At 58.5% G+C, this 24,270-nt stretch carries 23 protein-coding genes; 11 read left to right on the top strand and 12 right to left on the bottom strand.

Annotated features, from left to right (window positions below):
• Positions 1 to 338: 338 nt before the first annotated feature.
• Positions 339 to 1,430: an IS5 family transposase gene (locus V6582_RS08655; RefSeq protein WP_349508847.1), complete on the bottom strand. Its 1,092-nt coding sequence runs from the start codon at positions 1,428 to 1,430 to the stop codon at positions 339 to 341.
• Positions 1,431 to 1,508: 78 nt separating this feature from the next.
• Here V6582_RS08655 and V6582_RS08650 point away from each other — a divergent pair, with 78 nt between their 5' ends.
• Positions 1,509 to 2,414: a DMT family transporter gene (locus tag V6582_RS08650; protein ID WP_156632973.1), complete on the top strand. Its 906-nt coding sequence runs from the start codon at positions 1,509 to 1,511 to the stop codon at positions 2,412 to 2,414.
• A gap of 19 nt (positions 2,415 to 2,433) precedes the next feature.
• Here V6582_RS08650 and V6582_RS08645 read toward each other — a convergent pair whose 3' ends face one another.
• From V6582_RS08645 to rph, 5 genes are read right to left on the bottom strand one after another with little or no spacing between them, the layout of a single operon-like run.
• Positions 2,434 to 3,174 carry a class I SAM-dependent methyltransferase gene (locus tag V6582_RS08645; RefSeq protein WP_156632974.1) on the bottom strand — a complete coding sequence of 247 codons (741 nt, stop codon included), beginning with the start codon at positions 3,172 to 3,174 and terminating at the stop codon, positions 2,434 to 2,436.
• Positions 3,175 to 3,214: 40 nt separating this feature from the next.
• The gene (gene hemW / locus V6582_RS08640; protein WP_156632975.1) at positions 3,215 to 4,396 is read right to left on the bottom strand and encodes a radical SAM family heme chaperone HemW; all 1,182 of its coding nucleotides are present in this window, start codon (positions 4,394 to 4,396) and stop codon (positions 3,215 to 3,217) included.
• A 6-nt stretch (positions 4,397 to 4,402) separates the two neighbouring features.
• Entirely contained in the window at positions 4,403 to 5,047 is a 645-nt protein-coding gene (gene rdgB / locus V6582_RS08635; RefSeq protein WP_156632976.1) for an RdgB/HAM1 family non-canonical purine NTP pyrophosphatase, read from the bottom strand.
• A gap of 9 nt (positions 5,048 to 5,056) precedes the next feature.
• Complete coding sequence (locus tag V6582_RS08630; RefSeq protein ID WP_156537839.1) at positions 5,057 to 5,473, bottom strand: VOC family protein; 417 nt, start codon at positions 5,471 to 5,473, stop codon at positions 5,057 to 5,059.
• Positions 5,474 to 5,486: 13 nt separating this feature from the next.
• The gene (gene rph / locus V6582_RS08625; protein WP_060719646.1) at positions 5,487 to 6,206 is read right to left on the bottom strand and encodes a ribonuclease PH; all 720 of its coding nucleotides are present in this window, start codon (positions 6,204 to 6,206) and stop codon (positions 5,487 to 5,489) included.
• 288 nt (positions 6,207 to 6,494) lie between these two features.
• Between rph and hrcA the strand changes: the two genes are divergently transcribed.
• A complete protein-coding gene (gene hrcA / locus V6582_RS08620) occupies positions 6,495 to 7,577 on the top strand; it encodes a heat-inducible transcriptional repressor HrcA (RefSeq protein ID WP_156633070.1) in 1,083 nt (360 codons plus the stop codon).
• A gap of 99 nt (positions 7,578 to 7,676) precedes the next feature.
• The gene (gene grpE, locus V6582_RS08615) at positions 7,677 to 8,291 is read left to right on the top strand and encodes a nucleotide exchange factor GrpE (protein ID WP_156632977.1); all 615 of its coding nucleotides are present in this window, start codon (positions 7,677 to 7,679) and stop codon (positions 8,289 to 8,291) included.
• A 156-nt stretch (positions 8,292 to 8,447) separates the two neighbouring features.
• Here grpE and ptsN read toward each other — a convergent pair whose 3' ends face one another.
• The 6 genes from ptsN to lptC form a co-directional block, all read right to left on the bottom strand.
• Complete coding sequence (gene ptsN / locus V6582_RS08610) at positions 8,448 to 8,912, bottom strand: PTS IIA-like nitrogen regulatory protein PtsN (RefSeq protein WP_012654808.1); 465 nt, start codon at positions 8,910 to 8,912, stop codon at positions 8,448 to 8,450.
• A 72-nt stretch (positions 8,913 to 8,984) separates the two neighbouring features.
• Positions 8,985 to 9,551, bottom strand: a complete 567-nt coding sequence (gene hpf, locus V6582_RS08605; RefSeq protein ID WP_070163761.1) for a ribosome hibernation-promoting factor, HPF/YfiA family — start codon at positions 9,549 to 9,551, stop codon at positions 8,985 to 8,987.
• 334 nt (positions 9,552 to 9,885) lie between these two features.
• On the bottom strand, positions 9,886 to 11,475 hold the full coding sequence (gene rpoN / locus V6582_RS08600) for an RNA polymerase factor sigma-54 (RefSeq protein WP_156632978.1): 1,590 nt from the start codon (positions 11,473 to 11,475) through the stop codon (positions 9,886 to 9,888).
• Positions 11,476 to 11,683: 208 nt separating this feature from the next.
• Entirely contained in the window at positions 11,684 to 12,475 is a 792-nt protein-coding gene (lptB, locus tag V6582_RS08595; protein WP_156633072.1) for an LPS export ABC transporter ATP-binding protein, read from the bottom strand.
• A gap of 29 nt (positions 12,476 to 12,504) precedes the next feature.
• Positions 12,505 to 13,068: an LptA/OstA family protein gene (locus V6582_RS08590; protein ID WP_060719642.1), complete on the bottom strand. Its 564-nt coding sequence runs from the start codon at positions 13,066 to 13,068 to the stop codon at positions 12,505 to 12,507.
• 9 nt (positions 13,069 to 13,077) lie between these two features.
• Positions 13,078 to 13,743 (bottom strand): LPS export ABC transporter periplasmic protein LptC, encoded by a 666-nt coding sequence (gene lptC, locus V6582_RS08585; protein ID WP_156632979.1) that lies wholly within the window; start codon positions 13,741 to 13,743, stop codon positions 13,078 to 13,080.
• Positions 13,744 to 14,245: 502 nt separating this feature from the next.
• Here lptC and V6582_RS08580 point away from each other — a divergent pair.
• The 8 genes from V6582_RS08580 to mutS all read left to right on the top strand — a co-directional run bounded on the left by V6582_RS08580 (position 14,246) and on the right by mutS (position 24,192).
• Entirely contained in the window at positions 14,246 to 14,557 is a 312-nt protein-coding gene (locus V6582_RS08580) for an integration host factor subunit beta (protein WP_012654814.1), read from the top strand.
• Positions 14,558 to 14,803: 246 nt separating this feature from the next.
• Positions 14,804 to 15,151 (top strand): LapA family protein, encoded by a 348-nt coding sequence (locus tag V6582_RS08575; RefSeq protein ID WP_337739334.1) that lies wholly within the window; start codon positions 14,804 to 14,806, stop codon positions 15,149 to 15,151.
• Between the two features lie 317 nt (positions 15,152 to 15,468).
• On the top strand, positions 15,469 to 16,626 hold the full coding sequence (locus V6582_RS08570; RefSeq protein WP_337739331.1) for a class I SAM-dependent methyltransferase: 1,158 nt from the start codon (positions 15,469 to 15,471) through the stop codon (positions 16,624 to 16,626).
• Positions 16,623 to 17,519, top strand: a complete 897-nt coding sequence (locus V6582_RS08565) for a TrmH family RNA methyltransferase (protein ID WP_156632981.1) — start codon at positions 16,623 to 16,625, stop codon at positions 17,517 to 17,519. Before V6582_RS08570 ends, V6582_RS08565 begins: the two co-directional genes overlap by 4 nt.
• Entirely contained in the window at positions 17,516 to 18,007 is a 492-nt protein-coding gene (gene lspA, locus V6582_RS08560; RefSeq protein ID WP_156632982.1) for a signal peptidase II, read from the top strand. The genes V6582_RS08565 and lspA overlap by 4 nt, the downstream gene beginning before the upstream one ends.
• A gap of 426 nt (positions 18,008 to 18,433) precedes the next feature.
• Positions 18,434 to 20,068, top strand: a complete 1,635-nt coding sequence (locus V6582_RS08555) for a hybrid sensor histidine kinase/response regulator (RefSeq protein ID WP_156632983.1) — start codon at positions 18,434 to 18,436, stop codon at positions 20,066 to 20,068.
• Between the two features lie 154 nt (positions 20,069 to 20,222).
• The gene (locus V6582_RS08550) at positions 20,223 to 21,098 is read left to right on the top strand and encodes a GNAT family N-acetyltransferase (RefSeq protein WP_156632984.1); all 876 of its coding nucleotides are present in this window, start codon (positions 20,223 to 20,225) and stop codon (positions 21,096 to 21,098) included.
• 442 nt (positions 21,099 to 21,540) lie between these two features.
• Entirely contained in the window at positions 21,541 to 24,192 is a 2,652-nt protein-coding gene (gene mutS / locus V6582_RS08545) for a DNA mismatch repair protein MutS (protein WP_234889774.1), read from the top strand.
• Positions 24,193 to 24,270 lie beyond the last annotated feature (78 nt).

The raw sequence follows: 24,270 nt of genomic DNA, 5'->3' as shown, positions 1-24,270 counted from the left end.
GAGAACATTATGCAGCAGATTTAAAGTGTTACAGCGCCGTGCGGTTTGTAAAACGCACGGCGCTGTTTTCTTTTGATTGACAGAGGAGACGGGGTTGTAAATCCGCAAGAAACGGGTGGCAGCCCCGCTTCAAAAGAGCAATAACCTCCTTCGACATAGAGGGTCATGGTGAGAGGTTGGTTATGCAAAAACAGATGGACACCTCGATTTACCGGTCGCAGTTGGCAAGATGGTGCCGTGGATGTATTTCCGCGATGAACTCGCGCGGATGATCGCCCATTTTTTGTGATGATTGCCGCATCTGCGGCATGCATTTCGGCCTTCCGGCCAGCTGCGCGTTATGCGGTCCGTGGTTTTCCAGTCAGCCAGACATAGCGAAGCATGTTGTAGGTGATATTGGCCATGCCGATCTTCACCCTCGCTCGGCTGATTCCGATGGTGCGCACGAAGAGCTTCATCTTGTCCTTCTGCCGCGCAAAGACATGTTCGATGGCGGAGCGGACCTTCGAACGACGGCCGTTGGCGCGCGACATCGCCTCCGGCATGGGTTTGCCCTTTGGCTTCTTCTGATGGATGTCGGACTTTAGGCCATTGTCCTGCAACCATTCCTCGTTGGTCTTGGAGCGATAGGCCGTATCGGCCCAGACCGTCGACGCGGTATTGTCTTTGGTCACTACGTTTCGAAGCTGGGCTCCGTCATGGGCGCTCGCACTCGTCACCGTCCATCCCCGGATAAAGCCATGGGCTCGGTCGATGCCTGCATGGTTTTTGTAACCAAACATTGGAATGGCAATATCGTGCTGGCCAGTCGTCGTCGACGTCGGCGTCTCCGTTGGCCGTTTCGCCTTGGAATACTTCACTGTCCATCGCGCGTCGCGGTCCTTCTGGGCCAGCCTGGCGGGTTTATCCTTCCAGTCCTCAGGGATTTCGCCGGCCTTGATCGCGTCTTTCTCGTCCTGGCTGTTATGTTGCTTGGGAGCCTGGATGATCGTGGCGTCAACGATCTGCCCGCCTTTGGCCAGATATCCGGAACGTGAGAGATGCTTGTCGAAACGGGCAAACAGATTATCAATGGCACCTGCACGCACCAAACTCTCTCGGAACAGCCAGATCGTCTTGGCATCCGGCACCTTCTGCGAAAGGGAAAGGCCAAGGAAACGCATAAACGACAGCCGGTCCTGGATAACAAACTCTGCTTGGTCGTCGGAGAGATTATAAAGCGCTTGCAGCACCAGGATTTTAAACATCAGAACCGACGGAAATGGTGGACGTCCACCCTTCGATCCGTCGGACCGCTTCAGCGCCTTCGCTAAAGGTTTTTCAAATATCGCCCATGGAATGATGCTGTTGAGCTTCTCCAGCGGATCGCCGACGGCACTCAGCCGTTCGTAACGATCATCCAAATCCCAAAAGCCCGGTTGCCCACGCATCATCCGCTCCCAGAAAATCACACTGGCCGGATTGAATCATGAAACGCGGAAAATGGGGAGGTTTTTAGAGGTGTCCAGATGGGTGCCCAGGAATGGGCGATGCTGCTGGTGCTTTCGGTACTATGGGGCGGCTCCTTCCTGTTCATCGGCATTCTGGTAAAGGTCTGGCCGCCGCTGACCATCGTTACCGCCCGTGTGGCCCTTGCCGCGATAGCGCTGTGGATCATCGTCCGCTTGTCGGGCCAGTCGGTTCCGCGCAGGGCCGAGGTCTGGCTTGCCTTTCTCGGCATGGGCCTTCTCAACAATGTTATTCCCTTCACCCTGATCGTCTGGGGCCAGACCCATATTCCGGTCGGGCTGGCAGCGATTTTCAACGCGACGACGCCGCTGTTCGGCGTCATCATCGCGCATTTTCTGACCGCCGATGAGAAGCTGACCGCCAACCGGCTGACCGGTGTGCTGATCGGCGTTGCAGGGGTCGCGGTTATGATCGGTCCCGCCGTGCTCGGGCATCTGGGAGCCGATCTCTGGGGCGAGTTGGCTGTGATGCTGGCGGCAATTTCCTATGCCTTTGCTGGCCTGTTCGGGCGGCGCTTCAAGACAATGGGTCTGGCCCCCCTCTTGCCCGCTGCGGGGCAGGTGACGGCGGCAACGGTGGTGCTCCTGCCGATCACGCTGATGGTCGATGCGCCCTGGACCTTGCCCGTTCCCGGTCTCGACAGCATTGCGGCTCTGCTGGGACTGGCATTGCTGTCAACAGCTGTCGGCTATGTGCTGTTTTTCCGGATATTGTCGACGGCCGGTGCCACCAATCTGATGCTGGTCACCATCCTTATTCCGCCCAGCGCCATCCTGCTTGGCGCCTTGGTGTTGGGAGATCAGGTCGCCCCACGCCATCTGGTCGGCATGGTCTTGATCGCGCTCGGACTTGCCGCCATCGATGGCAGGCTATGGCGTCGGCTTCGCCGGCGGGCAGTCGCCTGATCATTCGGCCCGTCTCGCCTCAGACGCTGGCGATGGCAATGATTTCCGGGCTGGTCGGGTCAAAGCTGCGGCCATCCCACCAGCCGAGCGTCTCGATGCTCTTGAAGCCGGCTGCCTTGAACAGCTGTTCGATCGTCCCGCGACCAGGGAAACGCAGGCAACTGCGACTGATCCGCTGTTCACCGGTCTCCAGCAGCGTGAAGGTCGCGTCAAAGGTGACATGCTCCCCTTCGGTCCTGTCGACCTGATAGAAAACCTCGACCGGGCCGATACCAGGAACCTGCGCTGTGTTGCGGGTTTTGGCTTCGGTCCATCCTTCCCAGGCGCGCAGCAGCGGATTGCGGCTCTCGATGATCATCTGTCCACCAGGAGCGAGATGGCGACGGGCATTGGTGAGCGCCAGAAGGGTTTCTTCATCATCGAGAAAGACCTGAAAGACATGGCCGGTCATGATGATCAGATCGAATTGCTCTCTATCGAGATTGAGATCGAAGGCATTGGCGGCAATCCAGCGCACCAACCCTTCCGTGTCTTTGACTTTTGCCAGAGCCAACATGCCCGGCGCGGGATCGATCCCTGTCACCTGATGGCCGCGCCTTGCCAGCCGGAGCGTCACCGAGCCTGTGCCGCAGCCGATATCGAGAATTCGGCAGGGCGTTTTTGGATAGGCCTCGTAGAAATCCCCGTCTTCGCCATGAATATTGAAGCTGTCATAGAAAACGGCCATGTCATGCAGTGCAAAGGCATCATCTACGGGCATTGACGCTTCTCCCTCTATCCTTGCGTCTGTGTATGGTCCCTCAGCAGGCGAGATCCGCCACGACGGCATCCAGAACCAGCATGCCTTTTGGTGTGCAGCGCAGCCGGGAATTGCCGAGACGTTCGATAAATCCGTGTTCCAGTAAAAATTGTTCGCGGACCGGGTCTGGATCGCGACCGGACAATTGCTGCCAGCGAGCGAGATCGACGCCTTCGCGCAGCCTGAGACCCATCAGCAGCAATTCGTCGGCCTGTTCTTCTGAACCCAGCGCGTCCTGGACGACCATGCCGTGGCCGTTCTGTTCTACCGCCGAAAGCCAGGTTTCCGGGTGCTTTTCAGTCGCAGTCGCCAGTTTTTCATGGCCGCGTGTCAGCCGTCCATGGGCGCCAGGGCCAATACCGGCATAATCGCCATAGCGCCAATAGGTCAGGTTGTGACGGCTCTCGGCGCCGGGCCGCGCATGGTTGGAAACCTCATAGGCGGGCAGGCCTTCGCGCTCGGTGATCTCCTGCGTCGCCTCATAGAGCTGGGCGGCATGTTCCTCATCGGGTGTAATGATCTTGCCGGCCTTGTGCAGGCCGAAGAATGGCGTGCCTTCCTCGATGGTCAGCTGATAGAGCGACAGATGGTCGACCGCATAGGAAATCGCCAGCTTCAGCTCGGCATCCCAATCGGCAATCGTCTGATTGGGACGGGCATAGATCAGGTCGAAGGACATGCGCGGGAAAATCTCGCGTGCCAGACGGACGGCTTTCAGCGCATCCTCCACCGAATGCATCCGGCCCAGAAATTTCAGATCGGCATCATTGAGCGCCTGCACGCCAAGCGACACCCGGTTGACGCCTGCGGACCGATAGCCCCGAAACCGTTCGGCTTCGACGCTGGTCGGATTGGCTTCCATGGTGATCTCGATGCCACGCGGCACGGTCCAGTAGCGGGCGATTCCGTCCAGGATGGCACCCACCGTGGCCGGGTCCATCAGCGAAGGCGTACCGCCGCCGAGGAAGATGCTGGTGACGGTCTTGGGGCCGCTCATGGCCCGCATCGTCTCCATTTCCTTCAGGAAGGCTGCTGTGAAGCGCGGCTGGTCGACCTTCTGGTGGCGAACATGGCTGTTGAAGTCACAATAGGGGCATTTGGCCGCGCAGAACGGCCAGTGAATATAGATGCCAAAGCCCGGTTCGCCGGTGTCTGGAAGGAGAAGCGACGTTGGCTCGGCCATAAATCCTCAGGCGTTCAGGCAGGTTTCGACGAAGAGCTTGAAAGCGCGCGCCCGGTGCGACAGGGCTTGCGCATCGCCCGGCTTCCAGCCGTGTTTTTCTTCCGAGGTCATTTCGCCGAACGTGGTCGAAAATCCTTCTGGTTGGAAGATCGGATCGTATCCAAAGCCGGAGGTGCCGCGGGGCGGCCAGGCGACTACACCTTCCACTTCACCCCGGAAAAACTCGGTATGGCCATCGGGCCAGCCAAGACAAAGCACGCTGACGAAACGAGCCGTTCGGCTCTCTGACGTCACCGCGCCTTTTTCCTGCAAGGCGTGCTCTACCTTTTCCATCGCCATGGCAAAATCGCGGCTGCCATCCTCGCGCTCGGCCCAATTGGCGGTATAGACGCCCGGCGCGCCATCCAAGGCATCGATGACCAGACCGGAATCATCAGACAGCGCTGGCAGGCCGGAGGCTTTTGCCGAAGCCAGTGCCTTGATGGCAGCGTTTTCTTCGAATGTCGTGCCGGTTTCGTCCGGCTCAATGAAGCCGAGTTCCTTGGCCGATTTGGCAGCAAAGCCGAAGGGGCCGATCAGGTCGGCAATTTCAGCGATCTTGCCGGCATTGTGGCTGGCGACGACAATGGTTCTGGTTTCGAGTTTGCGCATCATCCGATCCTATTCAATTTGCCAAAGCCGGGCTTCGGCGCATTCCAGACTATTGCCCGCTGGATCGCGGAAATAAATCGAACGCGCACCATTCGGCCAGAGAAAATCAGCTTCGATGGCGACGCCATGGCTTAACAGCCGTGACGCCATGCCATCCATTGCCGCACCGTCCATCCGAAAGCAGGCATGACCTGGCCCGACGGCCCCATGGGCTGGTACCGGCAGGGCGTCGGGCTCTGCGGGCTTGACGGTTTCCGCTGCATTAAACAGCAGCAGAACGCCCGGCCCACAGCGCAGGAACAAATGACGCCCCGGCTGGCTGACGATCACCTCAAGGCCAAGCAACCCGGCATAGAAACGCTCTGCCGCGTCGAGATCATCGACATACAGTGAGGTTTCCAGAATGCCTTCAATGCTTGTGGCCATGGTGATGCTCTCTTTATCCGGCAATCGCCTGTTTTTGCAGGTCCACCAATTCGGCAATGCCTGTCTGGGCAAGGCCGAGAAGGGTCAGGAATTCTTCCTGGCTGAAAGGCTTGCCTTCGGCGGTGCCTTGGATTTCAACAATACCGCCTGTGCCGGTCATGACGAAATTGGCATCGGTTTCGGCGGCAGAGTCCTCCAGATAATCCAGGTCGATCACCGGCTGGGCGGCGAAAATACCGCAGGAAATCGCCGCGACATGGTCTTTCAGCACCCGGTCCACCTTGATGATGTTGCGCGATTCCATCCATTTCAGGCAATCGTGCAAGGCAATCCACGCGCCGGTAATCGAGGCTGTGCGGGTGCCGCCATCGGCCTGGATCACGTCGCAATCGAGCGAGATCTGCCGTTCGCCCAAGGCTTCCAGATCGACCACGGCGCGCAACGAACGGCCGATCAGCCGCTGGATTTCCTGGGTGCGGCCGCTCTGCTTGCCGGAGGACGCTTCCCGCTTCATCCGCTCGCCGGTGGCGCGCGGCAGCATGCCGTATTCCGCCGTCACCCAGCCCTTGCCGGTATTGCGCAGCCAGGGCGGAGTGCGATCTTCAAGACTTGCCGTGCACAGGACATGGGTATCGCCAAACTTGACGAGACAGGAGCCTTCGGCATGTTTGGAAAAATTGCGCTCGAACGATATCTTGCGCATCTGGTCGGTTTTTCTGCCTGAAGGTCGCATTCCCGTCTCCTCGGTCGAGCAGCCACTTGGTTGGCACACCAACCTCTGTCCGCTTATTTTCGTTTCAATGCCCGTCTGGGCCGTTCTGGGCAGGTCTGGCCGGAAATCTGTCCGGGGCATTTCCAGTCCCTGCTTGGCGTCCTGGCTGCCTTCTACGAGTGGTTTGACGGTTTTGCAAAGGAAAAGCCGGTATGGGGTGCTCAAACCGGCGCTTCCTCACCAAAAGCCGTTGTGATTGGTCAATCAGCAGCTATATTAAGGATAGGTGCAGCAGCAAACATGAGCGAAATGGGGAAAAACCCAATTACCGCAGGCGATGTGTCAATGGCACTGGATGAGCGATCCAGGGAGATCTTTCGCCGCATCGTCGAGACCTATCTGGAATCCGGTGAACCACTTGGCTCGCGCAATCTGTCGCGCATTCTGCCGATGTCGCTGTCGCCCGCCTCGGTGCGCAATGTGATGAGCGACCTGGAAGAACTGGGCCTGATCTATTCCCCCCATATCAGCGCCGGGCGCTTGCCGACCCAGACAGGGCTGCGGTTCTTTGTCGATGCCTTCATGCAGCTCGGACGCCTGTCGGAGGAAGAGCGCGGCTCGATCGAGCGGCAGATGCGCTCATCGGAAGACCAGCCAATGGAGACGCTCTACAACGAAGCCAGCCGTATGCTGTCTGGCCTGTCGCGTGGTGCAGGCCTGGTGGTGGCGGCGAAATCCGATCCGGTGCTGAAGCATGTCGAATTCATCCGGCTGGAGCCGACCAAGGCACTGGCAGTGCTGGTCGGCGAGTTTAACCAGGTCGAAAACCGGATCATCGAACTCCCGGCGGGCATTACCGCCTCGCAACTGACGGAGGCTGCCAATTTCCTCAATGCGCATCTTTCCGGCCAGACGCTGCATGAAGTGCGTGGCCAGCTGGTGCAGTTGAAGGATCAGGTGGCAAGCGAGCTGGATGTCCTCTCACAGGATCTCGTGCAGCGTGGGCTGGCGGTCTGGTCCGGTGGCGAGGGCGACAAGCCAACCCGGCTGATCGTGCGTGGCCGCGCCAATCTGCTGGAAGGTCTGGCTGGCGTCGAGGATGTCGACCGGCTGCGGCTGCTGTTTGATGATCTGGAGCGCAAGGAAAGCCTGATCGAGATTCTCAACCTTGCCGAAAGCGGGCCGGGTGTCAGAATTTTCATCGGTTCGGAGAACAAGCTGTTTTCGCTCTCCGGATCATCGCTGATCGTTGCGCCCTACCGCGACGGCGACGATCGGATTGTCGGGGCCGTCGGCGTGATCGGTCCGACCCGCCTCAACTATTCCCGTATCGTGCCAATGGTGGATTATACCGCCCAGGTGATGGCCAAGATGACCCGCAGCGGCCACTGACCTTGGCAACACCGCATGAGATCATCACTCTACCCTTGATTTTTTGCCGCTGAACCCTGATATCGGGGCCGGACGAGAAACAGTATTTCGGAGAACGTCATGACCGACGAAACAGCTAAAAACGGACCTGACGCTGCCGCAGACGCGCAGATTGAACCCCAGGTACAGGAAGAGACCAATTCGGCCGCTGAGGATGCCGGGCAGGATAATGACCCGACAGCAGCCCTCCAGGCTGAAAATTCGGAGTTGCGTGATCGCTTCCTGCGTCTGGCGGCTGAGATGGACAATCTGCGTCGCCGCACCGAGCGCGACATCAAGGATGCCAAGTCCTATGCGGTAACCGCTTTTGCCCGGGACATGCTGGCCGTGTCCGACAATCTGCGCCGCGCCATCGACGCCGTGCCTGCTGAGGCCAAGGAAGAGGCGCAAGCCGGCCTGACGGCCTTGATCGAAGGTGTCGAAATGACCGAGCGGGCGATGTTGTCGACGCTTGAGCGCCATGGTGTCCGCAAGATCGAGCCGGAAGGTCAGAAATTCGATCCGAACTTCCATCAGGCCATGTTCGAAATCCCCAATCCGCAAGTCCCCAACAATACGGTCGTGCAGGTCGTGCAGCCCGGCTACACGATTGGCGATCGGGTGCTGCGTCCGGCTATGGTCGGCGTTGCCAAGGGTGGCCCGAAGGCAGAGGCGGCGCAAGCTTCCGATGCCTAAAGTTTGTCAGGGAAAAGTGGTGCCCGGTTTTCCCGAAAAGACAAACGAAAACAAAACAATCAAGGCCTGACCCTTTCTTTTACTGGAAAAAGAAAAAGCGCTGCGCAGTGATGCGCGGCGCTTTTTGCGTAGTACCATACGTTAAATAGTAAGCGGTCAGGCTGCGTTAGACGCCTGGTCCTGGTTCAGGAATGTATAGATGGCCGTGGCGCTATCACTGGCACGCAGCTTGGCGACCAGGTCCTGATCGCGAAGCACGCGGGCAATGCGCGACAAGGCTTTCAGATGATCGGCACCGGCACCTTCGGGCGCCAGAAGCAGGAAAACCAGATCCACGGGCTGCTCGTCCAGCGCTTCGAAATCGATTGGCGTTTCCAGACGGGCGAAGACGCCTTGAATGGTGGAAATGCTCGTCAGCTTGCCGTGGGGAATGGCAATGCCATTGCCGACACCGGTTGAACCGAGTTTTTCGCGTTGCAGGATGACGTCAAAGATTTCCCGTTCGGGAATGCCGATCAGTTTTGAGGCTTTGGCAGCCAGTTCCTGGAGAAGTTGTTTCTTGGAATTGACCCTGAGGACGGGCAATATCGCATCTTGCTGTAGCAAATCTGCCAAGGCCATTTCGAAAAATCCTTATACCCGCCGACGCATGAAGGGGAAAGCGGTGGTCGGCCACCGCTTTCCGAGGGCGTGTCAGCCCTTGATTGCGGCGGAATCTATCCAACCAATATTACCGTCATTGCGGCGATAGACAATGTTCAGCTCGTCCTTGCCAGGGCTGCGGAACAGAACAATGGGCTCATCCGTCATATCCAGCGCCATGACAGCGGTGGCCACGGACATGGTTTTGACCTTCTTGGTGCTTTCGGCCACGATGGTCGGGGCGAAATCCTCCGGCACATCCTCATCGTCTTCGGAAACCGGGTCCATGACCGTATAGCCAATTTCGATATTATTGGCCGGGACGTGATGGTCCTTCAGCTTGCGCTTGTAGCGCCGCAGGCGCTTTTCGATCCGCTCTGCGGCGGTGTCGAAGGCGACTTGCGGGTCGACGGCAGTGCCGGTGGCATGCAGGTTGATACCGGTATCGAGGTGCAGGGCGCAGTCTGCGGAAAACCGCGAGGCTGATTTTGTCACCGTCACCTGACTGGAATACCCTCCGTCAAAGTATTTGCTTACGGCGTCAGTGATCTGGACTTCTATCCGTTGCCGGAAAGATTCGCCGATTTCCATATGTTTGCCGGTTACGCGTACACTCATGGAGTTTCCCTTCTTATCGTGATTTGCAGGGGGAGTTTACGCCAAGCGCGGGGCGCATCCAAGCGTTTCCATAGTCCAAGATAAAAGCTCGGCCATATGCCGGGTCAATTTATCCTATCGGGCCGGGCCAAAGCGGAGTGTCTGTCCGTTCAGGCCTGGATCAACCCGCATGTCAAGGGCGGACTGGGGTGAAAAAATCGAGCAGGATAAGACTAAGTCTCTGATTTTGTACATGTCACTATCCCAAAATCGTTCCCGTGTTTTGGCGGTATCCTCTAATTGGCGCGGGCGCCAATGTCAATGTTTTGTTAAGGATTATTGCAAAGAGCTGATATCAGCTCACATTCCGCGCCAGGGCGCGCTTTTCCCGACGCCTCTGGACGGAGGAGGCAATGTTCATCGCTTCGCGATATTTGGCAACCGTGCGGCGGGCAAGCTCGACACCGCCGTTTTTCAGGCTTTCGACAATATCGTCGTCTGAGAGGATATTCTCCGGGCTCTCCTGGGCAATCAACATGCGGATACGATGACGAACCGCCTCAGCCGAATGGCTGTCGCCGCCTTCTGCCGAGCCGATGGAGACACTGAAAAAATATTTCAGCTCAAACAGACCGCGCGGTGTCAGCATATATTTGTTGGATGTGACGCGGCTGACGGTGGATTCGTGCATCTTGATCGCGTCAGCCACCGTCTTGAGGTTCAGCGGACGCAGATGGTCGACCCCATGGCGCAGGAAGGCGTCCTGCTGGCGAATGATTTCGGTCGCCACCTTCATGATGGTCTTGGCGCGCTGGTCGAGGCTGCGGGTCAACCAATTGGCGGTTTGCAGGCAATCCGTCAGGAAAGCCTGTTCGCCCTCGGCCTTGGTTTGGCCGGTTTTGCCATTGCCGCTTTGGCCATTGGCATTTTTCATGGCGCCTTCCCGCAGGCTGCTGCGGCGGATCTCCGTGAAATAGGCATTGTTGACCAGCACGCGCGGCAGGGTTTCCGCGTTCAATTCCACCAGCCAGCCACCCTCGAGCGAGGGCGCCACCAGAATATCTGGCACCACCGTTTCCAGCGCATCGGTTTCGAAACCGGCGCCCGGCTTGGGATTGAGCTTGCGGATTTCGGCCAGCATGTCGAGCAGGTCTTCCTCATCCACGCCGCATAACCGCTTCAGGCTCGCAAAATCACGCTTGGCCAGATAATCCAGATTGCCGATCAGTGCGGCCATGGCGGGGTCCAGCCGGTCGCGCTGGCGCAGTTGGATAGCCAGGCATTCGCCAAGATTGCGTGCAAACAGGCCTGCGGGCTCCATGGTCTGAAGGGCAGCCAGAATCCGGTCCATATCGTCTCGGGACGCGCCCATCTGAGTGGCGACCTCATCCAGGTCGGCGCGCAGATATCCGGCCTCGTCCAGCTGGTCGATCAGGGCCAGCGCAATCATCCGATCCGATGCAGACGAGAGGACGAAAGGCAATTGCTGGCCGAGATGGTCGCGCAGCGAGACCTTGCCAGCCACGAAATCGTCCAGGTCGTAGCCCTCGCCATCTCCCTGGGCGCCGGGCATCGACTTCCACTGGCCGAGCATTTCCGGTGCATCGGTCTTCGGGTTGGCGCCGTCATCGGAAAAGGCCGTGCCGAAATTGGCGTCCAGCCGCTCGTTCAGATCGCCATCGCCGCCATGTTCATACCAGTCGCTCTGCAATGTCTCGGAGGAGGTGGGTGCGGGCGGGGCCTCGCTCTCTATGCCCGGCTCGCTGCTGCCTGTTCCTTCGTCATTTGGCGCAAATTCAAGCAGAGGATTCTTCTCGACCTCTTGCGCAATGAATTGCACAAGCTCGAAATGGGTCATTTGAAGCAGCTGAATCGATTGCATCAGCTGCGGCGTCATCACCAGCGACTGGCTTTGGCGAAGGAAAAGATTGGCTGATAGGGCCATGGTGGACGAAAAACTCCCCTACTATTCCCTCTCGGACCCCTTTTGTTCCCGTTTTGGATTTTCCGAAGTTCCAAGTGGCCCAAAAATTGCTTTTTTATAAGGTTTGGTCAAGCCGCAGAGGGGCCTCCGACGCAAATAACCTGCAAACGCCAGGCTCTTTGCGGCGTAGATGCCGTTTTCAATACGGCACCCCATCAAATTGCGCGTATTAGAGACTAAATTTCTCGCCAAGATAGAGGCGCCGCACATCGGGATTGTTGACGATGTCGTCGGCCCGCCCATGCGTCAGCACTTCACCGGCATGGATGATATAGGCGCGGTCGATCAGGCCCAGCGTTTCGCGGACGTTATGATCGGTGATCAGCACGCCGATACCGCGTGCCGTCAGATGCCGCACCAGGTTCTGGATATCAGACACGGAGATCGGGTCGACGCCGGCGAAAGGCTCATCCAGCAGCATGAAGGTCGGGTCGGTTGCCAGCGCCCGGGCGATTTCCAGGCGCCGCCGTTCGCCGCCCGACAGGGAGACGGCTGCGGCCTTGCGCAGTTTCTCGATGTTGAATTCGGCGAGAAGCTCGTTCAGTTTCTGCTCGCGCTTGGTCTTGTCGCTCTCATGCAACTCCAGAACGGCGCGGATATTGTCCTCGACCGACAGGCCCCGGAAAATCGAGGCTTCCTGCGGCAGATAGCCGACGCCCAGCCGGGAGCGGCGGTACATCGGCATCGAGGTCACGTCATTGCCGTTGATGGCGATCGTGCCCATGTCGACCGGCACGAGGCCGGTGATCATGTAGAAACAGGTGGTCTTGCCAGCGCCATTGGGACCCAGAAGGCCGACAGCCTCGCCCCTGCGCACGACGAGCGAGGCACCATTAACCACGCGGCGGGTATTGTAGGTTTTTGTCAGCCCATGGGCGATCAGCGTACCTTCGTACCTGTTCTTCTCACGCGCTGCGTCTGATGGCGCGGCTTCTCTCGCGTCCTGATGCTTGGATGTCAAACCGGGAACTTTCACGTCTGCGTTCGCAATCAGGGTTTCTGCTTGGACTTGGGATCCAGCTGGATTTGCACGCGCTTGCCACAGCTGTCGAGCTTGGCTTCGCCTGTCGTCATATGGACGGTGAGCTTGCAGCCGACGAACACATTGCCGCCTTCCGACAGCACGACCTTGTCGCCATCAAGCGTAAAGATCTGGGTGTTCATGTCGAAATGGCCCCTGTCGGCCGTGGCCTGCTGGGTTTCGGTATTGAGGACGACGTTATCGGCCACATCGATCGTGTCGATCTTGGCATCACCGCTGGTCACGGCAGCACCCTGGCCCTTGTATTTCACCACCATCGTGCCGGAACGCATCGTGGTGGTGCCCTGAACCACCTTAACATTCCCGTTGAAATTTGCTTTGTTCTCTTGCTGATGCACTTCCAATGCATCGCTTTCGATCTGGATCGGCTTGTCGCCGGACAGTTTCAGGCTGTTCATGTTGCTGGTGGCGGACTGGGCAAACGCGCCGGTTGCGGCTGCGGTCGCGACAAGGCCTGCGGTCAGCGTGGCGCAAGCAACGCGGAAGGAAAGGCGACGGTGGCTTTGCGTCATGATCTGTTCTCAGTTGCCCGGTTTCTGCAGGGCCGTCGGTGCGATATTCAATCGGACCGCGCCCGTCAGCGTGATTGTCTGTCCCTTATCGGTCATATCCATCGACTGTGCAACGATTGATGAGTCTTTCGTCTGAATGGAGACCGGTTGATTTGTCTTAAGCTTTCCCGCTTTCACGTCAAGATCGGCGGATTGAAACTCTGCGTCCACACCGCTGGAGAGGTGGATCGTGAAGGGTCTGTCCAGCATCATCTTGTCGGAAGACCGGTCATAGGTGCCTCTTTGTGCCTTGATATCGGCGGAGGTATCGTCATTGACCGGCATGGTCGCGGTAATCGTTTCCAGCGTGATGAGGTTGGGGTTCTTGATATCTTGCAGCGCCCGCACGGCATTCATCGAATAGGGCGCACCATTGGAATTGCGTCCAGAGATGGCTGGCTTGGCCATGACCACCTTGCCATCCTCGATCTTGGCGCCCTCGATCTTGATATTGTCAGGCAGATAGGCCCTGACGACGGAAACGGCAATAAAGCCGAGCGACAGCACGACGGCCAAAGCCGGCAACGCGATGCGCAGCCGCCTGACGCGATGCGAGTGACCGACCGCCTTGCGATAGGAGGTATCGGGGGCAGGTGGGCGCGGCTCTAGGGCACCTTTATCTAAACGCTTGAGCATGCTCGATAATCCGTAGAGCCGATCGGTTATTTTGTCACCCGTTTTCCGGGTGAACCGCTTCCAGCTACCATTCAAGACAGTTACTGGCTGGAAATATGGATTTTTTCAAGTCTGTTACAAGCTTTCTGCTGGCGGCTTTTGTGGGAGAGTGACACTATCCCTCGTCTTTGCCGATGCGATGCTCGACCCTCGGCAGTGTCCGCACGAAGATCTGTCTCGTGCATGTGGATGCTGTGGGGGCCGGATGCTGTGAGGGCCGGATACTTTGAGGGTAGGTCATTTTTCGGCTGTGTTTGCCGATTTTGCAGTCCGAATTGGCCCGCATTGAGCCGTGGATATGAAATCGTCAGCGACATGTGGGCTTAAGCGATTGATTAATCCAATTTTTTATGGTGTTTTACACCCCGAACAAGCTGGCGGTCATTGGTCTGCCGCTTTTGAGGCGGGCTGGGCCCGGCGAACTGATTTTCAATGAACTGTCTAGACCGAACAGGGGGTTAACGTGATCAAATCCGAGCTGGTGCAAATCGTTGCGGCACGCAATCCGCATCTTTATCACCGCGACGTGGAAAACATCGTCAACGCCGTTCTGGATGAAATCACCGATGCGCTCGCGTCCGGCAATCGTGTCGAATTGCGTGGTTTCGGCGCTTTTTCGGTGAAAAACCGCCCGTCGCGGACCGGACGCAATCCCCGCACGGGCGACACCGTCTTCGTCGAGGAAAAATGGGTTCCGTTTTTCAAGACCGGCAAGGAATTGCGCGAGCGCCTCAATCCCGGCATGGACGATGAGGATGACGGCGACGCCGATTGATCGGATCTTCAGCCGTTCGGGATTGGCTTGCGGGATGTCGTGAGCCTGCAAATCATGCAAATGATACCGTGCGAATTATCCGGGCCGGCCTTGCATGAGCCCGGCCCTTTTCCATATGATGACGCAATTCGTGGTGAAGAGGCCGTTGGTCTGTGAGTTGCAGGATTGCCGGTTTTTCGTCGTGATGACAGTAATCGGCAACGATAAAACCCGGCGGCGGCAAGATCCGGCAGGAGATGCGTGATGGTGGTCAAAAAGATTTTCAATATCGTCATTCTGGTGCCGCTGGCGGTGGTGCTGATCGTGCTGTGTGTCGCCAATCGGCAATGGGTGACGCTGGCGCTTAATCCATTCCGCCCTGATGATCAGATGCTGTCGGCGGGCGCGCCCTTCTTCGTTTTCCTGCTGATCACTTTTTTACTTGGCGCTTTGGCAGGCAGTTTTGCCACCTGGCTGACCCAGGGCAAGCACCGCAAACGCGCCCGGCATGAGGCGCGTGCAGCTGTAAAATGGCGTGGCGAGGCCGATCAGCAGAAGAAGCGAGCCGAGCAGATCGCGTCATCCGGTCACTTGAACCAGTTGCCATCGCCTTGACGCCAGAGTTCTAATGGCTGCCGGAACTTAACCTGCTCGCCACTCTTTTCTCTGCGGCGTTTGAATGATAAGGCCCGCAGCCTTGGCCGCGCAGGATGTATGTTTTCGATGTCGAGCATAATCTGCGCGGGCACCCAACTGCATAATTCCCTAGATCGGACAGATGTGAGGAATTGTGGCTATAGCCAAATACCATGCCTGAACCGGAGACGGCCAGGAGACCATGCCGTCGTTATGAAGCGTTACCATAGAACCGCGCGTGCAATTCTAAGCTCGTCGTGGGTTCAGGGCGCTGTCATCGGAAAGCCGAGCCGATTGTGAAAGACAAATCCCGCCGACCACCCAATAAGCGTTCTCCTGGCACGGCTTCCGCCGGCAAGGGGACTGCCCCTTATCGCACTGCCGGGCAAAAGCCGCTCCGCAGCCAGACAGGTGCGGATGCAAGGGAAACGGCGAGGGTTTCCGCACCATCGCCCCGCATGGAAAAAGACCCTGTGCAGGATGCGGCAGCACCGGCCAATGCGCCGTTGGCGCTTCGCCCAGGCCCGCTGCCCCGCGAAAACCTGCCGCTCATTCTGGAATCGATGGGCGCTGGCGATTTTCATCTGATCGACAGTGGCCATGGTCTGAAACTCGAACAATACGGCCCCTATCGGATCGTTCGCCCCGAAGCGCAGGCCTTGTGGCCGCCGGGCCTTGCTCCGCATGTCTGGGAAAAAGCCGATGCGGTGTTTTCCGGCGATACCGACGAGGACGGCATGGGTCGCTGGCGCTTTCCCCGCGAGGCGCTGGGCGAAACCTGGCCATTGTCGCTGCTGGGGGTCGATTTTCTCGGGCGCTTCACATCCTTTCGCCATGTTGGCGTCTTTCCCGAACAGATTGCCCATTGGACCTGGATGAAAGACAGGATCGAGAAGGCGAAGGGCGACAAGGAAGGGCGGCCTTTGAAGGTGCTCAATCTTTTCGGCTATACCGGCGTCGCCTCGCTGGTTGCAGCGGCGGCTGGTGCTGAAGTCACCCATGTGGATGCATCGAAGAAAGCAATCGGTTGGGCGCGGGAAAACCAGGCCCTCAGCCGTCTCGATCGCGCTCCTATCCGCTGGATCTGCGACGATGCGATGAAGTTTATCCAGCGGGAAGAGCGACGCGGCAGCCAATATGACATCATCCTCACCGACCCGCCAAAATTTGGCCGCGGTCCGAACGGCGAGGTCTGGCATCTGTTTGAGCATCTGCCGCTGATGCTGTCGCTGTGCCGGGAAATCCTGTCGCCGAAGGCCGAAGGCCTGGTGCTGACGGCCTATTCGATCCGCGCCAGCTTCTACGCTATCCATGAATTGATGCGCGAGACCATGCGCGGCAAGGGCGGCCTGGTCGAGTCCGGCGAACTGGTCCTGCGCGAGGCGGGGCTGGATGGCAAGACATCCGGCAGGGCCTTGTCCACATCGCTGTTCAGCAGATGGGTTCCAAAATGAGCAACGGTTTCAAGGATGGCGCGTCCGGTTTTGCGGCTGGCGCCGCGGAAAGAGGCGCGCAGGGCAAGGTCGGGCAGGTGAAGGAAGTCACCAGCCTCGCCAACCCGATCGTCAAGGATATCAAGGCGCTTTCCCAGAAAAAGACCCGCGACGAGACGCGGACTTTTCTGGCTGAAGGCCTGAAGCTGGTAATCGATGCGGTCGAGCTCGGCTGGAGCCTGCGCTACCTGATCTATTCGAAGGCCGCCAAGGGCAAGCCGCAGGTGGAACGGATCGCGGCGCGCACTGTCGCCCATGGCGGCATGGTGCTGGAGGTCAGCGAAAAGGTCATGGCCTCCATTACCCGCAAGGACAATCCGCAAATGGTGGCGGGTGTGTTCGATCAGCGCTGGAAGGCGCTGAAGGATGTCAGCCTGACGGAGGGGGACACCTGGGTGGCGCTCGACCGGGTGCGTGATCCCGGCAATCTCGGCACCATTATCCGCACTGCCGATGCGGCAGGCGCCTCCGGCGTCATGCTGATTGGCGACAGCACCGATCCCTTTGCCATGGAAACGGTCCGCGCGACGATGGGTTCGATTTTCGCGCTGCCGCTGGTCAAGACCACGGTTGCCGATTTTCTCGGCTGGAAGTCGAAGGCTGGCGTCAGCGTCGTTGCCACTCATCTGGCCGGTGCGGTGGATTACCGTACCGTGGATTACAAGCGCCGCCCGGTCGTGGTGCTGATGGGCAACGAGCAATCCGGCCTGCCGGAGGAATTGGCCAGCCGGGCCGATATGCTGGCGCGCATCCCCCAGGCCGGATTGGCCGATTCCCTCAATCTCGCTGTGGCGACCGGCGTCATGCTGTTTGAAGCCCGTCGCCATCTTCTCACCCTCGACGAGGCCAAATGACCCGTTCCGCTGCCTTGTTTTGTCGCCCGGTTCCGGCAATCCTGTTCATCCTGGCGCTGCTGATTCTGGACCAGGCGATCAAATATGCGGTCGAGATCAGCTTGCCCATGCATGAACTCGTGCCTGTTGTGCCGATGATTGGCCTGTTTCGTACCCATAATCTCGGCGTGGCCTTTTCCATGCTGTCGCATCTCGATGCCTGGGTTATCGTTGTCATGCGGCTTGCCATCGTCGCTTTCGTCGCCTGGCTTTGGCGTCAGACCAGCCGCGATCACCAGTTTGCGCATCTGGGCTATTGCCTGATCATTGCTGGCGCTTTCGGTAATATCATCGACCGCTTCACCTATGGCTATGTGGTGGACTATATTCTGTTTCATACTGAGACATGGTCGTTTGCGGTCTTCAACCTGGCTGATAGCCTGATTACCATCGGGGCAGGCTTCATCCTGCTGGAAGAACTGCTGGTTCTGCGCCGCTCAAAAGGGTAGAGGCGAAATTTCCCGTTCGGCCACGGCGAACAAACGATGGAAATTTTCCCCAAAAGGTGTAGCATGGCATGAAACAGGATTTCTCACATGCTGTGAGCCGCTCGCCCCAAGCGGTTTTTTCACACGGCATTGAGGGTCGGTTTACCGAGATTGAACGTGGTCTGCCGACCGTAACAAAACATTGACGGGGCTTTGCTACTGCATAATTCATCAAATCGGCTTTGGTTTAATGAGAGAGTTATGCAGCGGATTTGAAGCACCACAGCGCACCTGAGGTCTTTTGCAGGGTGCTGGTGGTGCGGCCAGATAAATGTCGTGATCTGGGTAGGCGCGCCGGATACCGGACGATGGAAAACACACCGATCAGGTGGGTTTCATCCTCCTCTTCCGAAAGGCTTTGCCGGACAGCTGCCGGAGTAGGCGCAGATGCTATCGAAGACGCAGAGCCCTGTCCCTTCATCCATCGCCAGTGCGGAACTGGTGCGCACACGTCTGCTTGCCACCGTCAGTCATGAAATGCGCACGCCGCTGAACGGCATTCTCGGCATGAGCCATCTGCTGGGCCGGACCGATCTGTCGCCAGAGCAGCGCAATTATCTTTCCGGCATCGTGCAAGCGGGCGAATCCCTGCAACAACTGATTGCCGACCTTCTTGATTATACGACGCTTGAAACTGGCCATTTCGAACTTCACAATCAACGTGTTTCCCCCAGACGTCTGATCGAAGGCGTGGTCGAGATGTTGTCGCCACGCGCCCATGCCAAGGGCATCGAGATCGCCGCGACGACACAGTCTGGGGTTCCCGAGGAAGTCGATATCGATGTCGCTCGGCTGCGCCAGGTGCTGTTCAATGTCATCGGCAATGCGGTGAAATTCACCGTCGAGGGCGGTGTGCTGGTCTCGGCTAACTGCATTGGCGGCGAATTGGTGGTGCGGGTCCGCGATACCGGGCCTGGCATGACGGAAGAGGAGCGCACCCGGCTGTTCGTCGAGTTTTCGCAAGGCGGAGACCCGGTGCAGCGCAGTGGCGGCACGGGCCTCGGCCTGTTCATTTCCCAGCGGTTGATGATGGCGCTTGGCGGTTCTCTGTCGATTATTGAAACCGTTCGCGGACGGGGAACGTCCTTCGAGATCCGCTTGCCAACCAAGGCGATTGCGCAGGATCGCACCGTTTCCCAGCGGCAGTCGCTGCTGTCAGGCTCCAGCGTTCTGCTGTTGGCCCCCGATGGTCCGGCAGCCGAAGGCGCGTCCATGACCATTCGCACGCTTGGCGGGTTTTGCCATTGGGCAAAGAAAACCGAAGAGGCTCTCGACCTGCTGGATCGGGTCGAGAGGCAGGAAGCGACGCTGACGGACCTGATCGTCGATCATCGCTGCATTTCCGATTACGATGCCAATCTCGCCAGACGGCTGTCCGGTCTGGGAAAAATTCGACGCATTTATCTGGTCAATCCGGAAGAGCGGCCTGTGCGGCCGCTGACCGGTTTCGATGCCTGGCTGATCAGACCGCTGCGTGAGCAAACCTTGAGCGATGTGCTGCGGGGGCTGATGAGCGGCGTGGATGCGGCTCATGTCGATACGCAGGACGCCGATGTATCCCATGCAGATGTCCTGCTGCCGGGTGAAGGTATGGAGCCGGGCAAACAGGTCCCGGACGTGCTGAATGTTCTGGTTGGAGAAGATGATTTCGTCAATGCAACCCTGTTGCGGGCCGTCTTGCAGAAAGCCGGTCATATGGTCGGCGTGGTCAATGATTTCGATGCCCTGCGGCGCGAAGTGGCTTTGGAAGAGGCGGTAAAACTGGACCTGATCATTACCGATCTCGGCATGCCCGGCGGCGATGGCAGCTCAGTTCTGCGCTATGTGCGGATGATCGAGCAATTGAAACGCCGCCCGCGCTGCCCCATCCTGGTCTTGACCGGCGATCTCAGGGACGCCGCCCGGGCGGAGGCGCTGACCAGCGGCGCGGATCTGGTCTTGCAAAAGCCTGTCAATCCCGAGCGCCTGCTGAATGAAATCGCCTCGCTGATGAAAACACATCGTACAAGACTGTACGGCTAGATCCCAGGCTGTTTTCCTATTATAATCTATGAGCTTGCGTTGATTTTACGGGGAAAACCGCCGTAAAAAATCGCAATCAGCGTATCCTGTGTCAACATCTTGTCGCATATCCGTGTTTAACAGGTCATGTTTGAACAAAGCCGGATGAACCGCCATGACAGTCGAACTTCTTGATCGTGCAGTCACACCTGAAACGGAGCGTTCCTCCGGCGCGGTGTCCGCTCCTGGCGGCGATGTGCTGGGCCGGATCGGTACGCTGGAAACCAGGCTCGCCCGCAATGCACGTGAGATCGATGCGGCCCAGGCGGTGCGCTACCGGGTGTTCGTCGAGGAAATGAATGCCACGCTGCCGCCCGACGCCATGCGGCAGAAGCGCGATATCGATGCCTTCGATGAGATCTGCGATCATCTTCTGGTGCTGGACCACGCTATCGAGGGTGATCCGGAAGACCAGATCGTCGGCACCTACCGGCTGCTGCGCCATGAAGTGGCGCTGGCCAATTTCGGCTTCTATTCTGCCTCGGAATTTGCTCTGGACGATCTGGTTGCCCGTCATCCCGACAAGCGCTTCATGGAGCTTGGCCGCTCCTGTGTCCTGCCGAATTATCGCACCAAGCGGACGGTGGAGTTGCTCTGGCAAGGAAACTGGGCCTATGCGCTGCGCCACAATATGAGCGCCATGATCGGCTGTGCCTCTTTCCCGGGCGTGCAGCCGGAACAGCATGCGCTGGCTCTGTCCTTTCTGGCACAGAATGCCGAAGCCCGTGGCGAATGGGCGGTTCGCGCCCGCCCGGAACTGTTCTGCCCCATGGACCTGATGCCATCCGAAATCGTCAATGCCCGCAAGGCGCTGTCCGCCATGCCGCCTTTGGTCAAGGGTTATCTGCGTCTAGGCGCAATGATCGGCACCGGTGCCGTGGTCGATCATGCCTTCAACACCACCGATGTGCTGATCGTCCTGCCAATCACCAGCATTTCCGATCGCTACGTGAATTATTACGGTGCTGATGCCGGGCGGTTTGCGAGCTAGATTGATATCGGGAATGCCGAAGCCCGGTTTGCTCGAAAAGATCACGGGCTAAAAAGAAACTCACCATAAAATAAGCTGGGAACCGTGTGGATCAGGCTCGTTCCAATGACAGCAGAGGCCGTCGATGTCGTCCTTCGGGCTGCGGCTGAATGGTAAGATTGACAAGGATATGTCCCGGATCGCCAAGGTAAGCCCTTTTCTCGAAGGTTGGAGCGATTGATCTTTGTGTGACCGCAGCTTTTTGTGGGCAGGGGGGTGGCTTGCCGCTGCATCGGTTGTCATTGTGGCTTGAACATCGTTAGATGTCATCTGGACGCGACCATGTCCCGATATTCTCAATTTTGCAAAGCGTGAACCCGTGATCATCGACAAAGCTGCCGGACCGGATGTGTTGAACACCGCCGCCCTGACTTCGCAAGAAAGCCGTGCAACGGCGACCCCGATGATGGAACAGTATATTGAAATCAAGGCGAACAATCCCGGTTCGCTGCTGTTTTACCGGATGGGTGATTTCTATGAGCTGTTTTTCGAGGATGCCGTCGAGGCCTCGCGGGCGCTCGGCATCACCCTGACCAGGCGCGGTCAGCATCTGGGCCAAGATATTCCGATGTGCGGCGTCCCCGTGCATGCCTCTGACGATTATCTGCAAAAGCTGATCACGCTGGGGTTTCGTGTCGCTGTTTGCGAGCAGGTGGAAGACCCGGCTGAGGCAAAGAAGCGCGGCTCCAAATCCGTGGTCAAGCGTGACGTGGTGCGTCTGGTCACGCCCGGCACGCTGACGGAAGAAAAACTGCTGTCGCCATCGGAGACCAATTATCTGATGGCGCTGGCACGGGTGCGCGGCAGCGGCGATGAACTGGCGCTGGCCTGGATCGATATTTCCACTGGCGTCTTCCGTCTGGCTGAAACCAATACCACCCGGCTGCTGGCGGATATTTTCCGCATCGAGCCGCGTGAGGTGATCGTCGCCGAAACCCTGATGCAGGACCCGGACCTGAAGCCAGCCTTCGATGTGCTTGGTCGCGTGGTCGTGCCGCAGCCATCGGTGCTGTTTGACAGCGCTTCGGCGGAGGGCCGCATAACGCGCTATTTCAACGTCAAGACACTCGATGGTTTCGGCGGATTTTCACGACCGGAAATGGCAGCAGCTTCGGCGGCGATTGCCTATGTCGAAAAAACCCAGATGTCCGAGCGTCCGCCACTGGGCTTGCCTGAGCGGCAATCCTCGTCCTCGACGCTGTTCATTGACGCAGCCACCCGCGCCAACCTGGAATTGGTGAAGACCCTTTCCGGCCAGAAACAGGGCTCCCTGCTCAATACCATTGACCGAACCGTAACCGGCGGCGGTGCCCGGCTGATGGCCGAGCGGCTGATGTCGCCTTTGACGGAAGTGGTGGCGATTGCGCAGCGGCAGGATGCGGTCGCTTATCTGTTGACGGACGGTTTTTTGTGTGAGCGGCTGCGCGACCTTTTGAAACGCGCCCCCGATATGCCGCGTGCGCTGTCACGGCTGGCGCTGGACCGGGGTGGGCCACGAGATCTGGCGGCAATCCGGTATGGATTGTCCACATCAGGCGATGTGGCCGGGTTGCTGCGAGGCGCGGTGCTGCCGGATGAGCTTGCCTCGGCGCTCACCGATCTCGAAATGCTATCGCCATCGCTCGAAAACCTGCTGGCCTCGCAACTGGCGGAAGATCTACCGTTGTTGAAACGCGATGGCGGGTTTTTGAGAGAGGGCGCCGATGAGGGGCTGGATGAGGTGCGGGCGCTGCGCGACCAGTCGCGCCGGGTGATCGCCGGGCTGCAATTGCAATATGCCGAGGAAACCGGCGTCAAGTCGCTGAAGATCAAGCATAACAATGTGCTGGGCTATTTCATCGAAGTCACCGCCGGCAATGCCGGGCCGCTGATTGAGGGTGAGGCCAAGGCCCGCTTTATCCATCGCCAGTCGATGGCAAATGCCATGCGCTTTACCACGACCGAACTGGCCGATCTCGAAAGCCGGATTGCCAATGCGGCGGGACAGGCGCTGGAAATCGAGCTTGCGGCGTTTGAGCGAATGCGTCAGGCGGTCGTGACCGAGGCCGAGGCCATCAAAAAAGCAGCGCGCGCGCTGGCGGTCATCGATGTGGCCGCCGGTCTTGCCGTGCTGGCCGAGGAGCAGGGCTATTGTCGGCCCCTGGTTGATGACAGCAGAATGTTTTCCATTGTCGCCGGGCGTCATCCGGTGGTCGAGCAGGCCTTGCGCAAACAGGCAGCCAGCCCTTTCATCGCCAATAATTGCGATCTTTCACCGGTCGGCGATCAGAAGCACGGCGCGATCTGGATGCTGACTGGTCCGAACATGGGTGGTAAATCCACCTTTCTGCGCCAGAATGCGCTGATTGCCATTCTCGCCCAGATGGGATCGTTCGTGCCTGCCGGGTCGGCGCATATCGGTATTGTCGACCGGCTGTTTTCCCGTGTCGGTGCCTCCGACGATCTGGCGCGGGGCCGTTCGACATTCATGGTCGAGATGGTGGAAACGGCGGCCATTCTCAATCAGGCGGGCGAGCGGTCTCTGGTCATTCTCGATGAGATCGGACGTGGTACGGCGACATTCGACGGTCTGTCGATTGCCTGGGCGACCGTCGAGCATCTGCATGAGGTCAATCGCTGCCGGTCGCTGTTTGCCACGCATTTTCACGAGCTGACGGCGCTGTCTGAAAAGCTTGTCCGGCTGTCGAACGTCACCATGAAAGTCAAGGAATGGCATGGCGACGTGATTTTCCTGCACGAGGTTGGAGCCGGTGCGGCCGACCGCTCCTACGGCATCCAGGTGGCGCGTTTGGCCGGGCTGCCGGGCATGGTGGTGGAGCGCGCTCGCGCCGTCCTGTCGCAGCTCGAAGATGCCGACCGCAAAAATCCGGCGAGCCAGTTGATTGATGATCTGCCGCTGTTTCAGGTCAGTCAAAGGCGGGAGAGCCGGACGGGGGCTGGGGCGCAGGTTTCGCCGGTGGAAGAGGCCTTGCGCGGCCTCAATCTGGACGATTTGACGCCAAGGCAGGCGCTGGATGCGCTTTACGACCTGAAAACCACTCTGGCAAAATCCTGATTGGCGAAATCCTGATCCAGGCTCGTATTGCTTTTTGGGTTCTGAGCTTTCTGGTTTGGCTCAGTCAACGGATTTTAG

The sequence above is a fragment of the Agrobacterium vitis genome (genome assembly GCF_037039395.1).
Classification (GTDB): domain Bacteria; phylum Pseudomonadota; class Alphaproteobacteria; order Rhizobiales; family Rhizobiaceae; genus Allorhizobium; species Allorhizobium vitis_E.
Note: the sequence above shows the minus strand (reverse complement) of the source record. Positions and strands in the feature narration are given on the sequence as shown.